Origin of the sequence: Flavobacterium ginsengisoli (assembly GCF_029625315.1) — a bacterium.
Taxonomy (GTDB): Bacteria; Bacteroidota; Bacteroidia; order Flavobacteriales; family Flavobacteriaceae; genus Flavobacterium; species Flavobacterium ginsengisoli.
This window is the reverse complement of sequence record NZ_CP121110.1, coordinates 4438593-4456799: the sequence shown is the minus strand read 5'-3', so window position 1 is coordinate 4456799 and position 18207 is coordinate 4438593. Positions and strand designations below refer to the sequence as shown.

General features: G+C 32.6%; 16 protein-coding genes, 1 tRNA gene and 4 pseudogenes. 16 read left to right on the top strand and 5 right to left on the bottom strand.

The window, feature by feature from the left end; all coding sequences use genetic code 11:
• Nucleotides 1-464 precede the first annotated feature (464 nt).
• The gene (locus tag P5P87_RS21110; protein WP_278020512.1) at nt 465-917 is read right to left on the bottom strand and encodes a DUF4442 domain-containing protein; all 453 of its coding nucleotides are present in this window, start codon (nt 915-917) and stop codon (nt 465-467) included.
• 298 nt (nt 918-1215) lie between these two features.
• On the opposite strand from P5P87_RS21110, the gene P5P87_RS21105 reads away from it, so the two are divergent.
• From P5P87_RS21105 to P5P87_RS21075, 7 genes and pseudogenes are all read left to right on the top strand, one after another.
• Complete coding sequence (locus P5P87_RS21105; RefSeq protein ID WP_278020511.1) at nt 1216-1629, top strand: DUF4870 domain-containing protein; 414 nt, start codon at nt 1216-1218, stop codon at nt 1627-1629.
• A gap of 121 nt (nt 1630-1750) precedes the next feature.
• Complete coding sequence (locus tag P5P87_RS21100) at nt 1751-2083, top strand: PadR family transcriptional regulator (protein WP_008464689.1); 333 nt, start codon at nt 1751-1753, stop codon at nt 2081-2083.
• Between the two features lie 3 nt (nt 2084-2086).
• Nucleotides 2087-3843, top strand: a pseudogene (locus P5P87_RS21095) (PspC domain-containing protein).
• A gap of 3 nt (nt 3844-3846) precedes the next feature.
• Nucleotides 3847-4581: a head GIN domain-containing protein gene (locus tag P5P87_RS21090; RefSeq protein WP_278020509.1), complete on the top strand. Its 735-nt coding sequence runs from the start codon at nt 3847-3849 to the stop codon at nt 4579-4581.
• 83 nt (nt 4582-4664) lie between these two features.
• Nucleotides 4665-5273: a GIN domain-containing protein gene (locus P5P87_RS21085; protein WP_278020508.1), complete on the top strand. Its 609-nt coding sequence runs from the start codon at nt 4665-4667 to the stop codon at nt 5271-5273.
• Nucleotides 5248-5499 (top strand): hypothetical protein, encoded by a 252-nt coding sequence (locus tag P5P87_RS21080; protein WP_278020507.1) that lies wholly within the window; start codon nt 5248-5250, stop codon nt 5497-5499. The genes P5P87_RS21085 and P5P87_RS21080 overlap by 26 nt, the downstream gene beginning before the upstream one ends.
• Before the next feature lie 44 nt (nt 5500-5543).
• The gene (locus P5P87_RS21075; protein ID WP_278020506.1) at nt 5544-6062 is read left to right on the top strand and encodes a DUF6756 family protein; all 519 of its coding nucleotides are present in this window, start codon (nt 5544-5546) and stop codon (nt 6060-6062) included.
• Nucleotides 6063-6159: 97 nt separating this feature from the next.
• Here the strand turns inward: P5P87_RS21075 and trxB are convergent, their stop codons facing one another.
• The gene (gene trxB / locus P5P87_RS21070; RefSeq protein WP_278020505.1) at nt 6160-7107 is read right to left on the bottom strand and encodes a thioredoxin-disulfide reductase; all 948 of its coding nucleotides are present in this window, start codon (nt 7105-7107) and stop codon (nt 6160-6162) included.
• Between the two features lie 177 nt (nt 7108-7284).
• Between trxB and P5P87_RS21065 the strand changes: the two genes are divergently transcribed.
• Nucleotides 7285-7359, top strand: a tRNA-Pro gene (locus P5P87_RS21065).
• A gap of 48 nt (nt 7360-7407) precedes the next feature.
• On the top strand, nt 7408-7659 hold the full coding sequence (locus tag P5P87_RS21060; protein WP_278020504.1) for a GIY-YIG nuclease family protein: 252 nt from the start codon (nt 7408-7410) through the stop codon (nt 7657-7659).
• Between the two features lie 224 nt (nt 7660-7883).
• Here P5P87_RS21060 and P5P87_RS21055 read toward each other — a convergent pair whose 3' ends face one another.
• Nucleotides 7884-10055: a pectate lyase family protein gene (locus P5P87_RS21055; RefSeq protein ID WP_278020503.1), complete on the bottom strand. Its 2172-nt coding sequence runs from the start codon at nt 10053-10055 to the stop codon at nt 7884-7886.
• A gap of 229 nt (nt 10056-10284) precedes the next feature.
• On the opposite strand from P5P87_RS21055, the gene P5P87_RS21050 reads away from it, so the two are divergent.
• The 7 genes and pseudogenes from P5P87_RS21050 to P5P87_RS21020 all read left to right on the top strand — a co-directional run bounded on the left by P5P87_RS21050 (nt 10285) and on the right by P5P87_RS21020 (nt 16202).
• Entirely contained in the window at nt 10285-10689 is a 405-nt protein-coding gene (locus P5P87_RS21050) for a septal ring lytic transglycosylase RlpA family protein (RefSeq protein WP_198858375.1), read from the top strand.
• Nucleotides 10690-10906: 217 nt separating this feature from the next.
• On the top strand, nt 10907-11674 hold the full coding sequence (locus tag P5P87_RS21045) for a ParA family protein (RefSeq protein ID WP_278020502.1): 768 nt from the start codon (nt 10907-10909) through the stop codon (nt 11672-11674).
• Between the two features lie 5 nt (nt 11675-11679).
• On the top strand, nt 11680-12582 hold the full coding sequence (locus P5P87_RS21040) for a ParB/RepB/Spo0J family partition protein (RefSeq protein WP_095929441.1): 903 nt from the start codon (nt 11680-11682) through the stop codon (nt 12580-12582).
• Nucleotides 12582-13143: pseudogene (locus P5P87_RS21035) on the top strand (DUF5683 domain-containing protein). Before P5P87_RS21040 ends, P5P87_RS21035 begins: the two are co-directional and overlap by 1 nt.
• Before the next feature lie 40 nt (nt 13144-13183).
• Nucleotides 13184-13885 (top strand): 4-hydroxy-tetrahydrodipicolinate reductase, encoded by a 702-nt coding sequence (gene dapB, locus P5P87_RS21030; RefSeq protein WP_198858377.1) that lies wholly within the window; start codon nt 13184-13186, stop codon nt 13883-13885.
• A gap of 57 nt (nt 13886-13942) precedes the next feature.
• The gene (gene lepB, locus P5P87_RS21025; RefSeq protein ID WP_278020501.1) at nt 13943-15496 is read left to right on the top strand and encodes a signal peptidase I; all 1554 of its coding nucleotides are present in this window, start codon (nt 13943-13945) and stop codon (nt 15494-15496) included.
• 91 nt (nt 15497-15587) lie between these two features.
• Nucleotides 15588-16202: a WbqC family protein gene (locus P5P87_RS21020; protein WP_198858379.1), complete on the top strand. Its 615-nt coding sequence runs from the start codon at nt 15588-15590 to the stop codon at nt 16200-16202.
• A 65-nt stretch (nt 16203-16267) separates the two neighbouring features.
• Here the strand turns inward: P5P87_RS21020 and P5P87_RS21015 are convergent.
• Both P5P87_RS21015 and P5P87_RS21010 read right to left on the bottom strand, forming a co-directional pair.
• A pseudogene (locus tag P5P87_RS21015) lies at nt 16268-17313 on the bottom strand (endonuclease/exonuclease/phosphatase family protein).
• Between the two features lie 19 nt (nt 17314-17332).
• A pseudogene (locus P5P87_RS21010) lies at nt 17333-18197 on the bottom strand (rhomboid family intramembrane serine protease).
• Nucleotides 18198-18207 lie beyond the last annotated feature (10 nt).

The window sequence follows — 18207 nt, the reverse complement described above, 5'->3', positions numbered from 1 at the left end:
TATTCTGCTTTATATTTGCTTTTAGTGTTTATCTTCTGTCTAAATTGTTTTTAGACAGTCGCAAATTTCTTTTTAGTTTGACGATTTGTTTTACCTCTAATCGTCTAAAGAATATTAAATAGAGACATCTTTTTACCTTCTGAGAGCAGTAAAATTGTAAAAAATCAAAAAAATAAATAATAACTTACAAAAAAAATAGGCTTTATAAGTTAGAAAAACAATTTTCAAATATAGGCTTGTAGTAATTTAAAGAATGTGAACAATTGTATTGGAAGATTTTGATAAAACCATAACTATAGCAACTGTAAAGGTACTGATTTTTAACAACTTAACAATTAAGTTTTGTTTTTTGAGCTAAAAAATTCAGATATAATAAATATAGTGAGGTCAAAAAATAAAAAAAGCAATAAAAAATTTATTGCTTTTACTTCTATATTAAAATAGATATAGATTGAACGAAATAATTATTTCACTCGAATACTCCATTCAAAATCCATTTCAGAAACCTGAACACCTTCTTCATTTGTTCCAATAGATTTCATCCAGAATGTCTGTCCTTCTCCAGTTTCAATTGTTCTTTTTATAGCATCGGCAATTAAATGGCCATCGTTGCAAACAAATGTAATTCTTCCAGTTGCTTTTTTTGTAAAGTTTCCTTTGTTGTTGGCTACTAACATAGAGATTTTTCTACCGCTCTGTTGAATCTGAGAAATTACCAAAGCTCCAGTTGTTAACTCTGCCGCCATGGCTTGAACCGCAAAGTACATTGAGTTAAACGGATTTTGATTGATCCATCTGTGCTTCACTGTAACTGTACAACTACTATCGTTGATGTCTTTTACTCGCACTCCGCAAAAGTATGCAGAAGGCAATTTGAATAAGACGAATTTATTAAGTTTTGATACCGAAAGTGCCATATGATTTATTTTTTTATGTAAAAATACAAAAAAACTATGCACGCACAATAAATTATTAACTTAACAAAACGAAGCCAATAAACATAAGACTTTCGAGTGATTCTCAACAATTTAAAGTCAATTTCATAGTTTTAAATTTGTTAAATTTTTGTTAATAATTAGTACTATGCAAAACAAGATACTGTTTTTTAGCCATATATTTGCATAAGAAATTACTATATACTTTTAATCATGGAAACAACATCACCACTAATCATGGAAAAAACATCAGAAAAGAATACAGCAAGCATTTACTCATTTGAGTACTTTAAGCCAATATATAATTCCGTTTGGGAACTATATTTTTCCGCTAATAATTTGGACTAGTTACAAAGACAAATCTGAATTTGCAGATCATCACGGAAAACAGGCTTTGAACTTTCAGTTAAGCATTTTGCTTTACTCTTTAATTTTAGCACTTATTGCTATTCCAATCTTTATTACAGTTTTCTTGCAGAATCTTCCAATAGAAGCTGTCTTTAATGACGACGATTTTGTAATCAGAAATTTCAACATTCAAGCAAACATTGGAATTTTAAGTGTCGGAATTACAGCAGTCGTTCTTTTTGCAGTTTTGAAATTTGTTGAATTTTTTTTAGTGATTTATGCTTCAATAAAAGCTTCAAACGGAGAATTATATAAATATCCTCTTACGATTCCTTTTGTAAAGTAAGACTTCGAGTTCGCTCAGTCTAACTAAAAAGGTTAAAGGTTATAGACAAATCAATCATCATCAATCATCAATCATCAATCAAAAAACGAATTGTTCAATCAAAAAAAAACAAAATGAAATTATGAACATTGAAAACACAAAAGCACAGATGCGCAAAGGTGTTCTTGAGTTTTGCATCTTATCTGTTCTAAAAGAAAAAGACGCATATACATCTGAAATATTAGACACTTTAAAAAACGCAAAATTACTAGTTGTAGAAGGAACCGTTTACCCGTTGTTAACTAGATTAAAAAATGACGGTTTACTAAATTATCGCTGGGAAGAATCGACCTCAGGGCCGCCACGAAAATATTATGGATTAACCGAAATAGGACAAACTTTTTTAAACGAACTTAGCGGCACTTGGACAGAATTATCTGACGCCGTAAATCTAATCACCAATCAAAATCAATAAGTCATGAACAAAACAGTAAATATTAACTTAGGCGGGATGTTTTTTCACATCGATGAAGATGCATACTTAAAATTGACACGCTACTTTGACGCTATAAAACGATCACTTAACAACTCTTCTGGTCAAGATGAAATTATTAAAGATATCGAAATGCGTGTTTCTGAATTGTTGACAGAAAAACAAAAAAGCGAAAAACATGTTGTTGGACTGAAAGATGTTGACGAAGTGATTGCAGTAATGGGTCAGCCAGAAGATTACCGAATTGAAGATGAAGAAAACGCAAACCAATCTTTCAATAATTACGGCCCAAGAAAACACAAAAAATTATATCGCGATAAAGAAAAAGGTATGATTGGTGGTGTAGCAACAGGTTTAGGACATTATTTTGGAATTGACGCTGTTTGGATTAAAATCATATTCTTAATCTTCGTTTTTGCAGGTTTTGGAACAGGAATCTTAGCTTATTTCGTTCTTTGGATTGTAACTCCTGAAGCTGTTACAACTTCTGAAAAATTAGAAATGACAGGAGAGCCAGTAACGATTTCGAACATCGAAAAAAAAGTTCGTGAAGAAATTGATACGCTTTCTGAAAAATTCAAAAATGCAGATTATGATAAAATGGGAAACCAAGTAAAGTCGGGAGCTGAGAGAATAAGTAGTTCATTTGGAGACTTTGTCATGACGGTTTTTAAAATTTTTGCTAAGTTTTTAGGTGTGATTCTAATTATAGCAGGACTTTCAACTTTGATTATGTTATTGATTGGGGTATTTACTCTAGGAACTAACATTTTTATCGATTTCCCTTGGCAAAATTTTATTGAAGCAGGAAACTTTACAGAATATCCGCTTTGGTCATTTGGATTATTAATGTTCTTTGCAATTGGAATTCCATTTTTCTTCTTAACACTTTTAGGATTTAAATTGTTATCTCCAAATTTAAAATCAATCGGGAATATTACAAAATACACGCTTTTAGCTCTTTGGATTATATCTATTGCAATTCTTACTAGTATTGGAATCAAACAGGCTACTGAAATTTCATATGATAATAAAGTAGTAGAGAAAAAAGTTCTAGCAATTAAACCAACTGATACTTTATACATTAAATTCAAGTATAATGATTACTATACAAAAAGCTTGAACCACTATAGAGAATTTGAATTTGTACAAGATTCTGCAAACAATGAACTGATTTATTCTAATGATGTACGTATACATGTATTGCATACAGACGAGTCGACTCCATTTATGCAGATCGAAAAAAGTGCAAGAGGAAACTCTTTTACAAATGCTAAAAAAAGAGCAGAAAAAATTAATTACAAGTTTCAAGTTAACGGAAATCATTTAATTTTGGATAACTATTTTCTGACAGATGTTAAAAATAAATTTAGAGGTCAAGAAGTTGATATTTACCTTTATCTTCCAGAAGGACAACTAATTAAACCAGACTCATCTGTTAGAGATTATTACAATTCAGATGACAATTTCTTCGAATTAAATTATAAAGGAGATTACAACTATAAAGTTATCGGGGCTAAAGTAAAATGTTTAAACTGTCCTGCTGATGAAAACAATGATGAAATTGACTACGATAGTATCAACGAAGATGTTAATGAAGCAATTAATGATGCTAAAATTGATCCTGCTGACACTATAAAAGAAGTTTCGGTTAAAATTAACGGAAAAGAAGTTTTAAACGGAAAAAAACTAAAGGAAGACTAACTACTGATAAAAACGGAGTGATAATCAAAATTAACTAAACCATGATAAAAATAATCATTCATATTACGAAATTTATAATTATAACTATTACGGCTTTATTATTTGCTTCATGCAACTTTAACATGAATGCAATTGAAGGAAGCGGAAATGTTACAACAGAAAAAAGAACCGTTAATGGAGAGTTTAAAAATATCTCTGTAAGCAATGCTATCGATCTAGTTATTCAGCAATCTGACCAAACAGAAATTACAGTTGAAGCCGACGATAATCTTCAAAAAGAAATTGTTACTCGAGTAGAAAACGGAACTCTTATTATTGAATGTAAATACAGCTCTTTCCGTAACATTACGTCAAAAAAGGTAACGGTAAAAATGCCTGCAATTAATAGAATTGAAGCTTCTAGCGCATCAACTGTTGAAACTAGCGGACTTATTCATGGTGAAGATATTACTTTGGAACTTTCTAGCGCCGCATCAATGGATATGAATATTGAATCGGATAGAATTTCAATAGATACAGGAAGTGCTGGTTCTATAGAAATTAAAGGTAAAGCATTAAGCCTTAACGCATCTGTTTCAAGCGGTGGAAGTATTGATGCTGAGGAATTAATGGCGAATGATATTCATGCAGATGCTTCTAGCGGCGGAACAGTTTCTGTACACCCAATCTTGAGTCTAAAAGCAGAAGCTTCTAGCGGTGGAAATGTAAACTACAGCGGTAATCCAAAAAAAGTTGAAAAATCTGAAACTTCTGGAGGAAGCGTTAGCAAAAGCTAGACAAACAACTGTTAAATATAAAAGAAATCATTCATCAAAAGTGGATGATTTTTTTATATTTGTCAAAATCAAATCTAGAATTAATGAAAAAAAGTACAGCGCTGCTCTTATTATTATTTGTTACAACCTTGACTTTTGCACAAAAAAGAGAAAAAATAAAAGGTTCTAAAATCGTTACCACCTCATTACAAGAAATTGGAAGTTTTGACGCTCTTGAAGTCGACGATAACCTGGAAGTTTACTTGGAAGAGGGAGAAAAAAATGCAATCAAAATCGAAGCCGATGATAACCTGCACGATATTGTAGGAATGGATTTAAGAGAAAAAACGCTTCGATTATATACTAATAAAGAATCTACTATTTTCAAGAAATTATCTGTAAAAGTTACTTATACTAAATCGTTAAAAAAAGTAATTACTAAAAATGAAGCCGTTGTTTATGCTATTCAAGAACTGCATTTAGATGACATCACAATGAATTGCCTTGACTTTTCTAAACTATTTTTGAATGTAAATTCTAAAAAATTCACTCTTATAGCAGATGATAAAACAAGGACAGAATTAAATTTAAAAGCAGAAGACGGAATCTTACAGTTGAGCAAAAATGCAGTTGTTAAATCTTTAGTTTCTGCTATAAAATTCAAATGTGATTTATATCAAAAAGCAAATGCTTGCGATAGAAGGTATTGCTGAAAAAGCAACTATTAGATTAGACAATAATTCTGTTTTTACGGGAGTAAAATTTACTTTGAAAGAAGCAAATGTAACTGCTGAAAGTTCTGCTATTGGAAGTATTCTAGCCGAAACTACACTTTCTTTAGCAATAGGTGACAAAGCAGAAATTTCTCTTTACGGAAATCCAGCAATACAGCTTACGCGTTTTTCTGAAGAAGCGAAGTTGCTTAAAAAGATTAAGTAAATTAAGTAGATTAGGTTTTATAAAATCATCTGATTTTTTACAAGATGCGAAAAGAAAGAAGTTTACTTAGAAAAAACTGGAGTAATTTAAGAGCCGAAATAGCCAATATAATTACCAAAAAAGAAATTTCTAAAGAAGATTTTCGCCCTTTATCAACAAATGAAAATTGGGAAAAAATTGAAAATAATATAATTAATATTTTCTGCAATTTATCGCATTCTAACAAAAAGCCAGCTTGGATTTGGACCGATTTTAAACTCGATACATTTGCACTTTCAAATTTAGCTCAACGTCCTGAAAATTATCTTGATAAATTAGTTGACGAAGAAGAAAATGTCTGGTACATAGTTAACGAAACAATTAATGAAAGTGATAAATTTTGGTTTTACGAAGGAAAAATAAAAACAATACAAATCATTATTGGTGAGAGTTGGTTTAGTGATCTTTATATAGTATCCAAAAAATATGAATGGTTAATAACCATTAATCATCATGACACTTTAATTGCGACAGGAAAAACAATGTCTGACAAACTAAGAAGGTTAGAAACAATCAAAAAATAATTAAAAAAAATCCCAATTAAAATTGGGATTTTTTTATGCAAAGTTTTAAACGCTCCAACAGTCTTGAAACCTAAAACTGGAAAGCTTTAAACTAAAATTATTCTTTAGAAGCTAAATATCTTTCTGCATCTAATGCAGCCATACATCCTGTACCTGCAGCAGTAATTGCTTGACGGTATACATTATCAGCGGCATCACCAGCTACGAAAATACCATCAACATTTGTTTTAGATGTTCCTGGAGTATTTACGATGTAACCTGTTTCATCTAATGTGATATAATCTTTAAAGATATCTGTATTTGGTTTGTGTCCAATTGCTACGAAGAAACCAGTTGCAGGAATTTCGATAGTTTCTCCCGTAGTTTTATTTAATGCTTTAATAGCATGAACTACATTATTATCTCCAAGAACTTCAACTGTATCATGGTTCATTAAAATCTCAATGTTTTCGGTTTTACGAACACGCTCTTCCATAATTTTAGAAGCTCTAAACTTTTCACTTCTAACCAACATTGTTACTTTTTTACAAAGTTTAGATAAGTAATGTGCTTCTTCACAAGCAGAATCTCCTGCTCCAACAATAACAACATCTTGATTTCTGTAGAAGAATCCGTCGCAAACTGCACAAGCAGAAACTCCACCACCCATATTTAAATAGTGTTGTTCTGATGGCAATCCTAAATATTTAGCCGAAGCACCTGTAGAAATAATTACAGTTTCGCAGTGTAATTCGATTGTATCATTAATCCAAACTTTATGAATATCTCCAGAAAAATCAACTTTTGTTGCCCATCCGTCACGAATGTCTGCACCAAAACGTTTTGCTTGTTCTTGCGACTGAATCATCATTTCAGGCCCTGTTACTCCATCAACATAACCTGGAAAGTTCTCAACCTCATTAGTCGTAGTCAACTGACCACCAGGCTGCATTCCTTGATATAATACTGGATTCATGTTAGCTCTAGCCGCATAAATAGCCGCAGTATAACCTGCAGGACCAGAACCTATAATAAGGCATTTAATTTTTTCGATTGTATTTGACATAGTAATAGTTTTTTTGAGTTGCAAATGTAAACTTTATTATAAAAAATAACCTCGAAAATAAATCTGAAATAGCTATCTTAAAATAAGTTTTATTTATTTTCCTTTTTTTCTTTTACAAATCAAATTTATTTATATCTTTGCATCCGCTTTCGGGCACTACAACAAAAATTACATCTTCGGGGTGTAGCGTAGCCTGGTTATCGCGCCTGCTTTGGGAGCAGGAGGCCGCAGGTTCGAATCCTGCCACCCCGACAAAAGCCGAACAGAAATGTTCGGCTTTTTTATTTTAATTCCAACCTTATGTTTTTCGTTTATATTCTTTACAGCGCTACAAAGGAAAAATTCTATATCGGTCAAACAAATGATATCGACGATAGATTGAGAAGACACAATAGTGGACAATCACTATCCACAAAAAATGGTACTCCTTGGAAAATCATTTATACAATTCAATTAAACACAAGGTCTGAAGCAGTGACTCTGGAAGACAAAATAAAAAAACGTGGTGCAAAAAGGTATCTTCAAGATATAAATTTTGAATATCAATTGTAGCGTAGCTCGGTTATCGCGTCCCGCCTTAAAGCGGGAAGGCCGCAGGTTCGAATCCTGCCACCCCGACAAAAGCCGAACAGAAATGTTCGGCTTTTTTATTTCCATAAACTTAAAACATCAACTTTGCGTTTTTGCAACTTTACGAGCAAAAAACACAATAGAAAAATAAAAAAAACTCCGAAAACCAATAGTCTTCAGAGTTTTTGTTTCGAGATTTTTTTTTATTATTTCCCCATACTAATATAAGAAGGATACGATTCACGTTTTGGCAAAACAAATTCCTCATCAAAAGGCTGTGTGCCTTCGCCATTATTATAAGACGCTACACGTTTTGCACCAGTTGACGTGCTTCCGCCCGTACTATTTATAACATTTTGAATATTACCCGATCCAGCAAACCGAGTAATGCACATTTTCTCCAATTTCACATTTGGACTGTTTGGTATTTCAAAACCATTTTTCTTATTTACATTTCCATCCGTTCCTGTAAAAACTGCATATGAACCCATTCCGACTGTATGATGTTCTTTGACGGTATTTGCTACTTTAAAAGCCGCATAACCATCAACTCTACCTCCTTGACTACTCCAACTTGCTTGATTCGGAGCATCGTATGGAGGTTCATTCTGAAAGAAAAAAGTTCTCCCGCGCTCACCAAGCCATAACACTTCGTATTCCTGATAATGCTCAACAAATAATGCATAAAGCGTAACATCATTTCCTGTAACAATAAGTCCGTTTTTACATCTATCTCTCGTCCAGCGTGCATCACCTCCTTTTTGCGAACCATGGTCGGCACGCCACAACCAGAAATGATCTCCTACAACATTATTGCTATTTATTTGCATAGAAGCCTCAATCTGAATATTTTTTGACTGAACTCCACCTACTCTACAAGTAATATCGCTAAGCAGAATAGGATCTGCACTGTGATCCGTATTTGCTCCTTCATTACCAATTCTAATTTGATATGTGGTACTATTTAATGAATCCATCAAAAGTCCCGCAATGACAATTCCATCTTTATCATCTGCATAAATGCATCCCCAACTATTTTTCTCGGTAGGCTCAAGTGTAACTGATGCAATACCTGCTCCTAAAAGAATCGCATCTTTCCTATTTACTTGGATTGGAGCATTTAACGCATAATGTCCTGGAGTAAAAAATATATTTTTACCTGCTTTCAAAGCTGCGTTAATTTCCTTATCGGTATCTCCTTCTTTGGCAACATACCAACTCGTAATTAAATCTTGAACTTTACCTTTCCCCATATCTGTCACAGACCAAGAAACCCCAACTCTATCATTTTGCCACGCAGGAACAAACACTTTGTATTCTCCATCACTATCAATAAAAAGAAAAGGTTTTTCTCTGATAATAGGTGTCGTAGGAATAGGCGCATTACTATTATCTGCTTCAGGAGCATTGACGCAACCTTGCCACACCATATTATAAGAACCTCCCATGGCACTAGAACCCGAAGGAAAAACTGCATTTCTTGTATACCATTGTTGCTGTCCGCCCCAATTCGGCCTTGACGTAGTGTAATGAGCATCGGCAATAAAACCGCCACTTCCCCAAAAATTGGTATCTCCAATATCCGAAATATACTTAGAAGTACTTTCAATCAAAAGTCTTCTTGCGCTTGTTGATTGGGAAACCGTCCAAGAAAAATCACGCATAATTTCTACGTTTTCTACAGAACGCCAAAACGTACATGTTGCATTTGCTCCGCCAGAAAGATGCGGTCTTGTAAATATTGCGCCCAATTTAACGTCAGAAGGCACTTTTCCTAAACCTCCAATATGAGAATAAAACCCTAACTCTATAGCATTTGCCTCTTTTGACGATGCAGAACCAGAACCACCAACATCATAAGTCTGACCATTTACATTTGGTTTAAAGTAATAAGCTTGGCGTTTTGTTGTCCATTCGCCATTTGTACCACCTAAACCAATACTGCTAAACTGAGAATTAATTTCATTTCGTGCCGTTTCAGCTTTTTCGTGTTTTCGATCATAGAAATACATATTGTCTCCAAAAATTTGATTTTCGAGAGAAATTACAATAGTGATATTGTTACGAGTGACTTTATAATAATTCTCATATTTAGCTTCATTAGGCTTATTGTCAATAAATATCAACTTAGAAGTCGATCCCACTGACACAAATTCTGATGCTAAACGACTTCCTCCTCTTGTAATAATATAATTTCCCGAAGAGCCAAAAGCCGACCATGATAATGTAATAGTATGTTTCTTTTTGTTGTAAACAATTTTGCGTTCTATTTTTTTATTTCCTTCCATTGTTTCGTTAATCGAATCAGGTGAAACAAAACTGCATAAAAACAGAAAAAACGCAAATACTGCAAGTAATGAGAATGCTTTTTTACTCATAAGAATGTTCTTTTTTGTGGTTTGATAGATTGTAATAAATGTAATTTTTAGAAATCCCAAAATAGCAATAATCTTTAACCCGCATCTTCATTAGAACATTCAATTTTCTTATCAAAAACACTACAAAAACTGGATATTTTGCCTTTTTATAACATAAAGAAAGCTTATTGAACTCATCTGTTTGTCTTTAATCGCTTTTTTTTGTGTGCAAATTGAAAGAAAAAATCAAATGAAAAAAATTGTACTATTTATTGCTTTACTTTTTTTCACCATTATTAAAGCACAGCAAAAAAACAGCTTTCCTATTGACTCGTGTACGCTAATTAAAGAAAGTATTTTATATAAGAAAAATGCACACGCTTCCTATTATCATGATAAATTTAATGGAAGAAAAACAGCAAGTGGCAAAAGATTTAATAATAATAAACTCACTGCAGCGCATAAAAAATTTCCTTTTGGCACTATCCTAAAAATAACAAACGAAATAAATAAGAAATTTACAATTGTAGAAGTTACAGACAGAGGCCCTTTTGTAAAAGGACGAGAAATTGACCTCAGTAAAAGAGCATTTATGGAGATTGCTTCAAATAAAAAAAGCGGTTTAGTTTATGTTACAATTGAAATCTTAAAATAAGATTTTTTTCGAAACAAAAATAGATTCTTGTCTTTTTGCGACTAGAATATCAACTAAATTATTCAAAAATCTTATTATAATTTTATTCATAACTAAAATTATTTTCCGCCAAGCACCCATGAAACCACGATTAAGCGAACTTTCACAAATGTTAACAAAATAGATTTTCAAAAACCATAAATAATTGTATTTTTACGGTTCAAAATTCAGAAAATAAATGGGCAAAATCATTGCTATTGCTAATCAAAAAGGAGGCGTTGGAAAGACTACTACATCAGTAAATCTTGTCGCCTCATTAGGTGTTTTAGAGAAAAAAGTATTGTTGATCGACGCAGATCCACAGGCCAATGCTACATCTGGTCTTGGAATTGACGTAGAAACAGTTGAAACTGGAACTTACCAAATACTTGAGCATACTGTAACACCAAAAGAAGCCGTTTTAAAATGTACAGCTCCAAATGTAGATGTGATACCAGCTCACATTGACCTTGTTGCTATCGAAATTGAATTGGTTGACAAAGAAAACCGTGAATACATGCTTAAAAAAGCATTGGAAGAAGCAAAAGAAGAATATGATTATATCATTATCGACTGTGCGCCTTCTTTAGGTTTGTTAACCTTGAATGCCTTAACAGCAGCAGATTCTGTAGTTATTCCTATTCAATGTGAATATTTTGCACTTGAGGGATTAGGAAAATTATTGAACACTATTAAGAGTATTCAAAAAATACACAATCCTGATTTAGACATTGAAGGTTTATTGCTAACAATGTACGATTCAAGATTACGTTTATCTAATCAAGTTGTAGAAGAGGTTCAAAAACACTTTAACGACATGGTTTTTGACACTGTAATTCAGCGAAATGTAAAATTAAGTGAAGCTCCGAGTTTTGGAGAAAGTATCATTAATTATGATGCTACAAGTAAAGGTGCTGTAAACTATATTCATTTAGCTCAAGAAATTATAAAGAAAAACAGTAAATAGTTTTTATGACAAAAGTAATTAAAAAACAAGCCTTAGGAAGAGGATTATCTGCACTATTAAAAGATCCAGAAAACGACATTAAATCAGTAGAAGACAAAAATGCTGATAAAGTTGTTGGAAACATCATTGAGCTTGAAATAAGTGCGATTGAAATAAATCCGTTTCAGCCTAGAAGCAATTTTAATGAAGAATCATTACGCGAATTAGCCACTTCCATCAAAGAACTTGGCGTAATTCAACCTATTACTGTTCGTAAATTAGATTTTAATAAATATCAATTAATCTCTGGAGAGCGTCGTCTTCGTGCATCAAAATTAGTAGGCTTAACTCATGTTCCTGCCTATATTCGTATTGCAAATGACAACGAATCTTTGGTTATGGCTTTGGTTGAAAACATCCAGCGTCATGACTTAGATCCAATTGAGATTGCTTTATCATACCAGCGTTTAATTGACGAAATTCAATTAACTCAAGAACAAATGAGTGAAAGAGTTGGTAAAAAACGTTCTACAATTGCCAATTATTTACGTCTTTTAAAATTAGATCCGATTATCCAGACAGGTATTCGCGATGGTTTTATTAGCATGGGACATGGTAGAGCAATTATCAACATTGAAGATTTAGACGTTCAGACCGATATTTATCAAAAAATCGTTAGCCAAAATTTATCAGTTCGTGAGACAGAAGCTTTAGTTAAAAATTATCACGAAGGTTTACAGCCAAAAGCTGACGGAAAGCCAAAAGCTGATGCTGCATTCGTAGTTAGAGAAACTCAAAAAAACAGTTTTAACGATTATTTTGGCTCAAAAGTTGATATAAAAGTCGCTGGCAACGGAAAAGGAAAAATTACAATTCCATTTAATTCTGAAGCTGACTTTAACAGAATTATGAAATTAATAAACGGATAGTGAATAAAATTGTCCCCATTGGTCTATTGTTCTTTCTAACAGGAACCGTTTCTCTTTTTGCCCAAGCAAAAAAAGACACGGTTTTGGTCGTAAAAGACACTACTGCATTAGAAGAAATAGACCCGCTTACACCAGCAAAAGCAGACTTTCTATTCTGCTGTATTACCAGGTTTAGGTCAAGCATACAACAAAAAATATTGGAAAATTCCATTGGTTTACGGAGCAATTGGAACAAGTTTATATTTCTACATAGACAACAATAAAAAATACCACGATTATCGTGACGCCTACAAACGAAGATTAGAAGGCTATAATGATGATAAATATAAATATTTGGATGAAAGCCGACTTGTTGCTGGTCAAAAATTCTACCAGAGAAACAGAGACTTATCTGCCTTATTTGTTGTCGGATTTTATGTTTTAAACATTATTGATGCCAATGTTGACGCGGCTTTGATACAGTTTAACGTAAATGAAAGACTTTCAATGCGTCCAGAAATTTATCCTGCCGATGTAACATTTAAACCAAACGTCGGACTAACCTTTAATTATAAGTTTTAATAGATTGAATTCTATTTAAAAAATCAAAAAACAAATCATAATGAAAATTGCGCTTTTAGGATACGGAAAAATGGGCAAAGTAATCGAAAGAATTGCTTTGGAAAGAGGTCATGAAATAGTTTTAAGAAAAGATGAATTTAACACCTATGACGGACTTTCGACTGCTGATGTTGCCATCGATTTCAGCGTTCCTTCTGCAGCAGTGAGTAATATTTCTGCATCTTTTAATGCTAATGTGCCTGTAGTGTCAGGAACTACTGGATGGTTAGAACATTATGACGAAATGATTGCACTTTGTAATGAGACAAAAGGAGGATTTATTTCTAGTTCAAACTTCAGTTTAGGAGTAAATATTTTCTTTGGATTAAATGAATATTTAGCTAAAATCATGAAGCAATTCGATTCTTATAAAGTTTCGATGGAAGAAATTCACCACATTCATAAACTTGATGCTCCAAGCGGAACGGCCATTTCTTTAGCTCAAGGCGTTATTGAAAACAGCAATTACGCTAATTGGACTATGGAAGAAGCTAAAGCAAATGAAATCCAAATTGAAGCAAAAAGAATTGGAGAAGTACCTGGTACTCACACAGTAAATTACGACTCTGCCATTGACAGCATCGAAATTAAACATACTGCTCATAACCGCGAAGGTTTTGCTCTTGGAGCTGTTATCGCTGCAGAATGGCTAGCAGGAAAACAGGGAATTTTCTCAATGAAAGATGTATTAAACTTACAATAAATTGACTTAAATTCAAGATTAATAAAAACTTGAATTTGAAACTTAAAATACAATATTATGACATTTTACTCTTGGTTCGTATTTTTCTTAGCCGTTCAAATTATTCATTTTCTAGGAACATGGAAATTATATCAGGCAGCAGGAAGAAAAAGTTGGGAAGCTGCAATTCCGGTATACAATTCTATCGTTTTAATGAAAATTATTGGACGCCCAACATGGTGGACATTACTGCTTTTTATTCCAATCATTAACTTGATTATGTTTCCAGTTATATGGGTAGAAACTTTAAGAACTTTTGGCAAAAAATCAACTTTAGACACTATTTTAGGTCTTTTTACTTTAGGTTTTTACATTTATGTTGTCAATTACACACAGAAATTAGAGTATAATAAAGATCGTAAATTAACTCCCGAAAATAAAACTGCAGATACGGTTAGCTCTTTATTATTTGCAATTATAGTAGCAACATTAGTACACACTTATGTTGTACAACCATACACAATTCCGACATCATCTTTAGAAAAATCTTTATTGATTGGTGATTTCTTATTTGTGAGTAAATTAAACTATGGGCCTAGAGTCCCAATGACCACGGTAGCTTTGCCAATGGTTCACGACTCTATTCCTTTAACCAAAACTAAATCCTATTTAAGCTGGCCACAATTACCTTATTTAAGACTTCCAGCTCTTCAAAAAATAAACCGTTGCGACATTGTCGTCTTCAACTGGCCGGTCGATACCGTTCATTACTTCTTTGAACCAAAAGGAAGACCAGGTGTCATTAAACCAATTGATAAAAAATCAAATTACGTAAAAAGATGTGTTGGTATACCTGGAGACAGCTTATCAATAAAAGATGGTTACGTTTTTATTAACGGAAAAAAATTAGTTTTACCAGAAAGAGCAAAACCACAGTATTCATACGCTGTAGCTTTAGACGGAAAAACTCCAATTGACTTTGAAACGATCTTCAAAGAATTAGATATTACAGACCCAGCAGGTTTTAGAACCGAAAAAAGAGATACACTCTACTTGGGTTCATTAACAGAAGCGGGAGCAGAAAGATTCAAACATACTCCTGGAGTTACTGCTGTAATTAGAAAAATTGACACGGGAAATAACAATGATATTTTCCCTCATATCAACAAATGGAACCAAGACAACATGGGGCCTATTTATATTCCTGAAGCTGGAAAAACAGTTGCATTAACAAATGAATCACTTCCTTTCTATAAAGAAATTATTACGAATTATGAAGGAAACACTTTAGAATTGCAAGGTTCTAAATTCATTATTAATGGAAAACCTGCTACAACATATACCTTCAAACAAAACTATTACTGGATGATGGGAGACAACCGTCATAACTCAGAAGATAGCCGTTATTGGGGTTATGTTCCAGAAGATCATATAGTAGGTAAACCAGTATTTATTTGGATGAGCTGGGATACTAACGGAAAAGGAATTAACAAGATTCGCTGGAACCGAGTATTTACAACTGTAGATGGCGAAGGTCAGCCTCAATCTTACTTTAAATATTTCTTAATACTTCTAGCTATTTATTTCGTAGGAGATTTTATCTGGAAAAAAAGAAGAGAAAATAAAGCATAATTAAAAAAAAGTTATTTTTGTGTCAGGTTTCAAGTTTCACGTTTTTACGTCAACTTGAAACCTGAAACTTTTAAACTTGAAACAAAACAAAATGAATTCCTTAATACTTCCAACTTATTTCCCATCTATCAGTCATTTTGCTGTTATAGCACAATCTGACAGTATTACTTTTGAAATGGAAGATAATTTCCAAAAACAGACCAATAGAAATAGGACTTATATTTATAGCCCAAATGGAATTCAATTATTAAATATCCCTGTTAAGCATTCTAAAGCCACGCATCAGAAGACAAAAGACATTTTGATCGAAAACGAATTTGATTGGCAGAAACAGCATTTTAAATCGCTTGAAGCGGCATATAGAAGCTCTCCTTTCTTCGAGTACTTTGAAGACGATATCGCTCCTATTTTCGAGAAAAAACACCAATTTTTGATGGATTTAAACTTCGAAGTTCTAGATGTTGTAACTAAATGTCTTCGAATGAAACTGGAATTTGGAAAAACCGCAGAATACTTTCATGAAGTAAATGATTTTAACGATTTCAGATATTTGGCAAATGGTAAAAAAGATGCTAATTCTTTTGAAAAATACACTCAGGTTTTTGATGACAAACATGGCTTCATTAATAATCTAAGTGTTTTGGATCTACTTTTTAACGAAGGTAAATTTGCAATGGATTATTTAAAAACACAGAAAATCGTATAAATTATGAATTGTAAGTTATGAGTTATGAATTCTCATATCTTTCTTAACTTATCACGATTAATAAATCATTCCATTGACAATCTTGTCATAATCGGATAGTGATCTGAATTTTCGAAATCAGGGAAGCTTTCAAATTGCTTTACTTTCATTTTATTGTCTGTAAAGATGTAGTCAATTCTTGCTGGATAATATTTAAATTTATAAGTAGCTCCAAAACCCTCTCCTGCTTCTTCAAAAGCATCTTTCAATTTTCCTTTGATGCTTCTATACACATAAGAAAACGGACTATTATTCATGTCTCCACAAATAATCATTGGAGTTTTGCAGTTTTTTATATGCTCTCTAAAAATCTCAGCTTGTTCTTGCTGTTGCTTAAATCCTTTGCTTATTCTGCCATAAATTCGCTGAGATTTCTTTTGGTTAACATTATCAATATCATCTGATATTTCACTTACATCGGGAGAAATTTTAATAGACTGCAAGTGCATATTATAAACACGAATAATATCTTTTCCACGCTTAATATCGGCATAAACTACATTATTGTCTGATTTTGGAAAAATAATTTTCCCTTCTTCAATAATTGGGAACTTAGAAAAAATAGCCTGTCCCGTTTTTATTTTTTTCCATCGATAAAAATATAACGGTGCGGATATACTTTCAAATCTAAATGTGCCGAATTAGAATATTCTTGAATACACAAAATATCAGGGTCTTTTTCGTCTATAAAAGCTTTAATATTTGCTGGAATATCATCGCGATCAAGCCATTTAAAAACATTAAAAAGACGCACATTGTAACTCATAACAGAAAAATCTTTTTCGTCTTTCACATATTCTTTTGCAGAAAACTTATAGAACTTACTAATAAATGTAATACCTGTCAATAAAACTAAACCAGATAAAATAAGACGTTTTTTGAACTGAATTCCCCAATAGACGAAAAACAATATGTTGGCTACAAAAAAAGCAGGCATAAACAACGTAAGCACCGATAAAAGCGGAAAACTTTTAGGTGCTAAAAAAGGTAAAACATAGACGCTAAATGTAAGCACAGTTAGCACTATATTCAAAAAGAACATTATTTTATTAAACCAAGAAAGGTTTTTCATATTTAATTCTCCTACAAGTTTATTTTCCAGCTTTAAATAAAAACTCTTTTTCTTCTTTTGTCAGACAATCATATCCTGATTGACTAATTTTGTCTAAAATTTCATCAATCTGTTGCTTGCGTTTTGTCTTTCGTAACAATTCTTGATGTTGTTTTTTCTGTAGGTTTTTTGTAATTTTTATGAACTTTTGTGAATGGGGTCGTAGGAGATTTTCTAAAAAGATTTACGAAGAAATCTAAGGTTTTAGAAACAATGATACTTAAATCGGTACCGTTCTGGAGTAATTTAATATATACAAATCCGAAGAAAGCACCTGCAAGATGCGAAATATGTCCGCCCATATTTCCTAAACGAAACTGCATTAAATCTAAGATTATAATAACAGCTGTGATGTGCCAAAGTTTTACATTTCCGAAGAGAAATAATCGCACATTCATTAAAGGAGAATAAGTTGTTGCTGCCACTAAAATAGCCATAATAGCCGCCGAGGCACCAACAATAGAACCGCTGATATTAGAAAAATAAAAACTTAGCGCAAAAGCTACTCCTGCAAAAAGAGCGCTTAAAAGATACAATCCTAAATATTGCTTTTGAGTAAAATAAGTAAGAAACAAAGTGCTTGCAAAATTAAGCACCATCATATTAAATAACAGATGAAAAAATCCGTCGTGAAAGAACGCATACGTTAAAAAAGTCCAAGGTTTAAACATAAAAACCTGAGGATCTGACGACAAAGCCAGCCAATTTGGAAATGCAAACTGACCTACTGAAAATTGATAGAAAAAGATAAGTGACACAATAAAACATGCTACGTTCCAATACATAACTCGCATAGCAATACCACCCAATCTATACTGTAATTTTAAATCGTCTAGAATATTCATAAAAATTCTT

Coding starts and splice junctions, on each gene's coding strand:
- P5P87_RS21060 (WP_278020504.1), top strand. CDS start 7,408: ATGTTTTTCGTTTATATTCTTTACAGCGCTACAAAGGAAAAATTCTAT.
- P5P87_RS21080 (WP_278020507.1), top strand. CDS start 5,248: ATGCTTGCGATAGAAGGTATTGCTGAAAAAGCAACTATTAGATTAGAC.
- P5P87_RS21045 (WP_278020502.1), top strand. CDS start 10,907: ATGGGCAAAATCATTGCTATTGCTAATCAAAAAGGAGGCGTTGGAAAG.
- P5P87_RS21050 (WP_198858375.1), top strand. CDS start 10,285: ATGAAAAAAATTGTACTATTTATTGCTTTACTTTTTTTCACCATTATT.
- P5P87_RS21090 (WP_278020509.1), top strand. CDS start 3,847: ATGATAAAAATAATCATTCATATTACGAAATTTATAATTATAACTATT.
- P5P87_RS21075 (WP_278020506.1), top strand. CDS start 5,544: ATGCGAAAAGAAAGAAGTTTACTTAGAAAAAACTGGAGTAATTTAAGA.
- P5P87_RS21085 (WP_278020508.1), top strand. CDS start 4,665: ATGAAAAAAAGTACAGCGCTGCTCTTATTATTATTTGTTACAACCTTG.
- P5P87_RS21100 (WP_008464689.1), top strand. CDS start 1,751: ATGAACATTGAAAACACAAAAGCACAGATGCGCAAAGGTGTTCTTGAG.
- dapB (WP_198858377.1), top strand. CDS start 13,184: ATGAAAATTGCGCTTTTAGGATACGGAAAAATGGGCAAAGTAATCGAA.
- P5P87_RS21040 (WP_095929441.1), top strand. CDS start 11,680: ATGACAAAAGTAATTAAAAAACAAGCCTTAGGAAGAGGATTATCTGCA.
- P5P87_RS21110 (WP_278020512.1), bottom strand. CDS start 917: ATGGCACTTTCGGTATCAAAACTTAATAAATTCGTCTTATTCAAATTG.
- P5P87_RS21055 (WP_278020503.1), bottom strand. CDS start 10,055: ATGAGTAAAAAAGCATTCTCATTACTTGCAGTATTTGCGTTTTTTCTG.
- P5P87_RS21020 (WP_198858379.1), top strand. CDS start 15,588: ATGAATTCCTTAATACTTCCAACTTATTTCCCATCTATCAGTCATTTT.
- trxB (WP_278020505.1), bottom strand. CDS start 7,107: ATGTCAAATACAATCGAAAAAATTAAATGCCTTATTATAGGTTCTGGT.
- lepB (WP_278020501.1), top strand. CDS start 13,943: ATGACATTTTACTCTTGGTTCGTATTTTTCTTAGCCGTTCAAATTATT.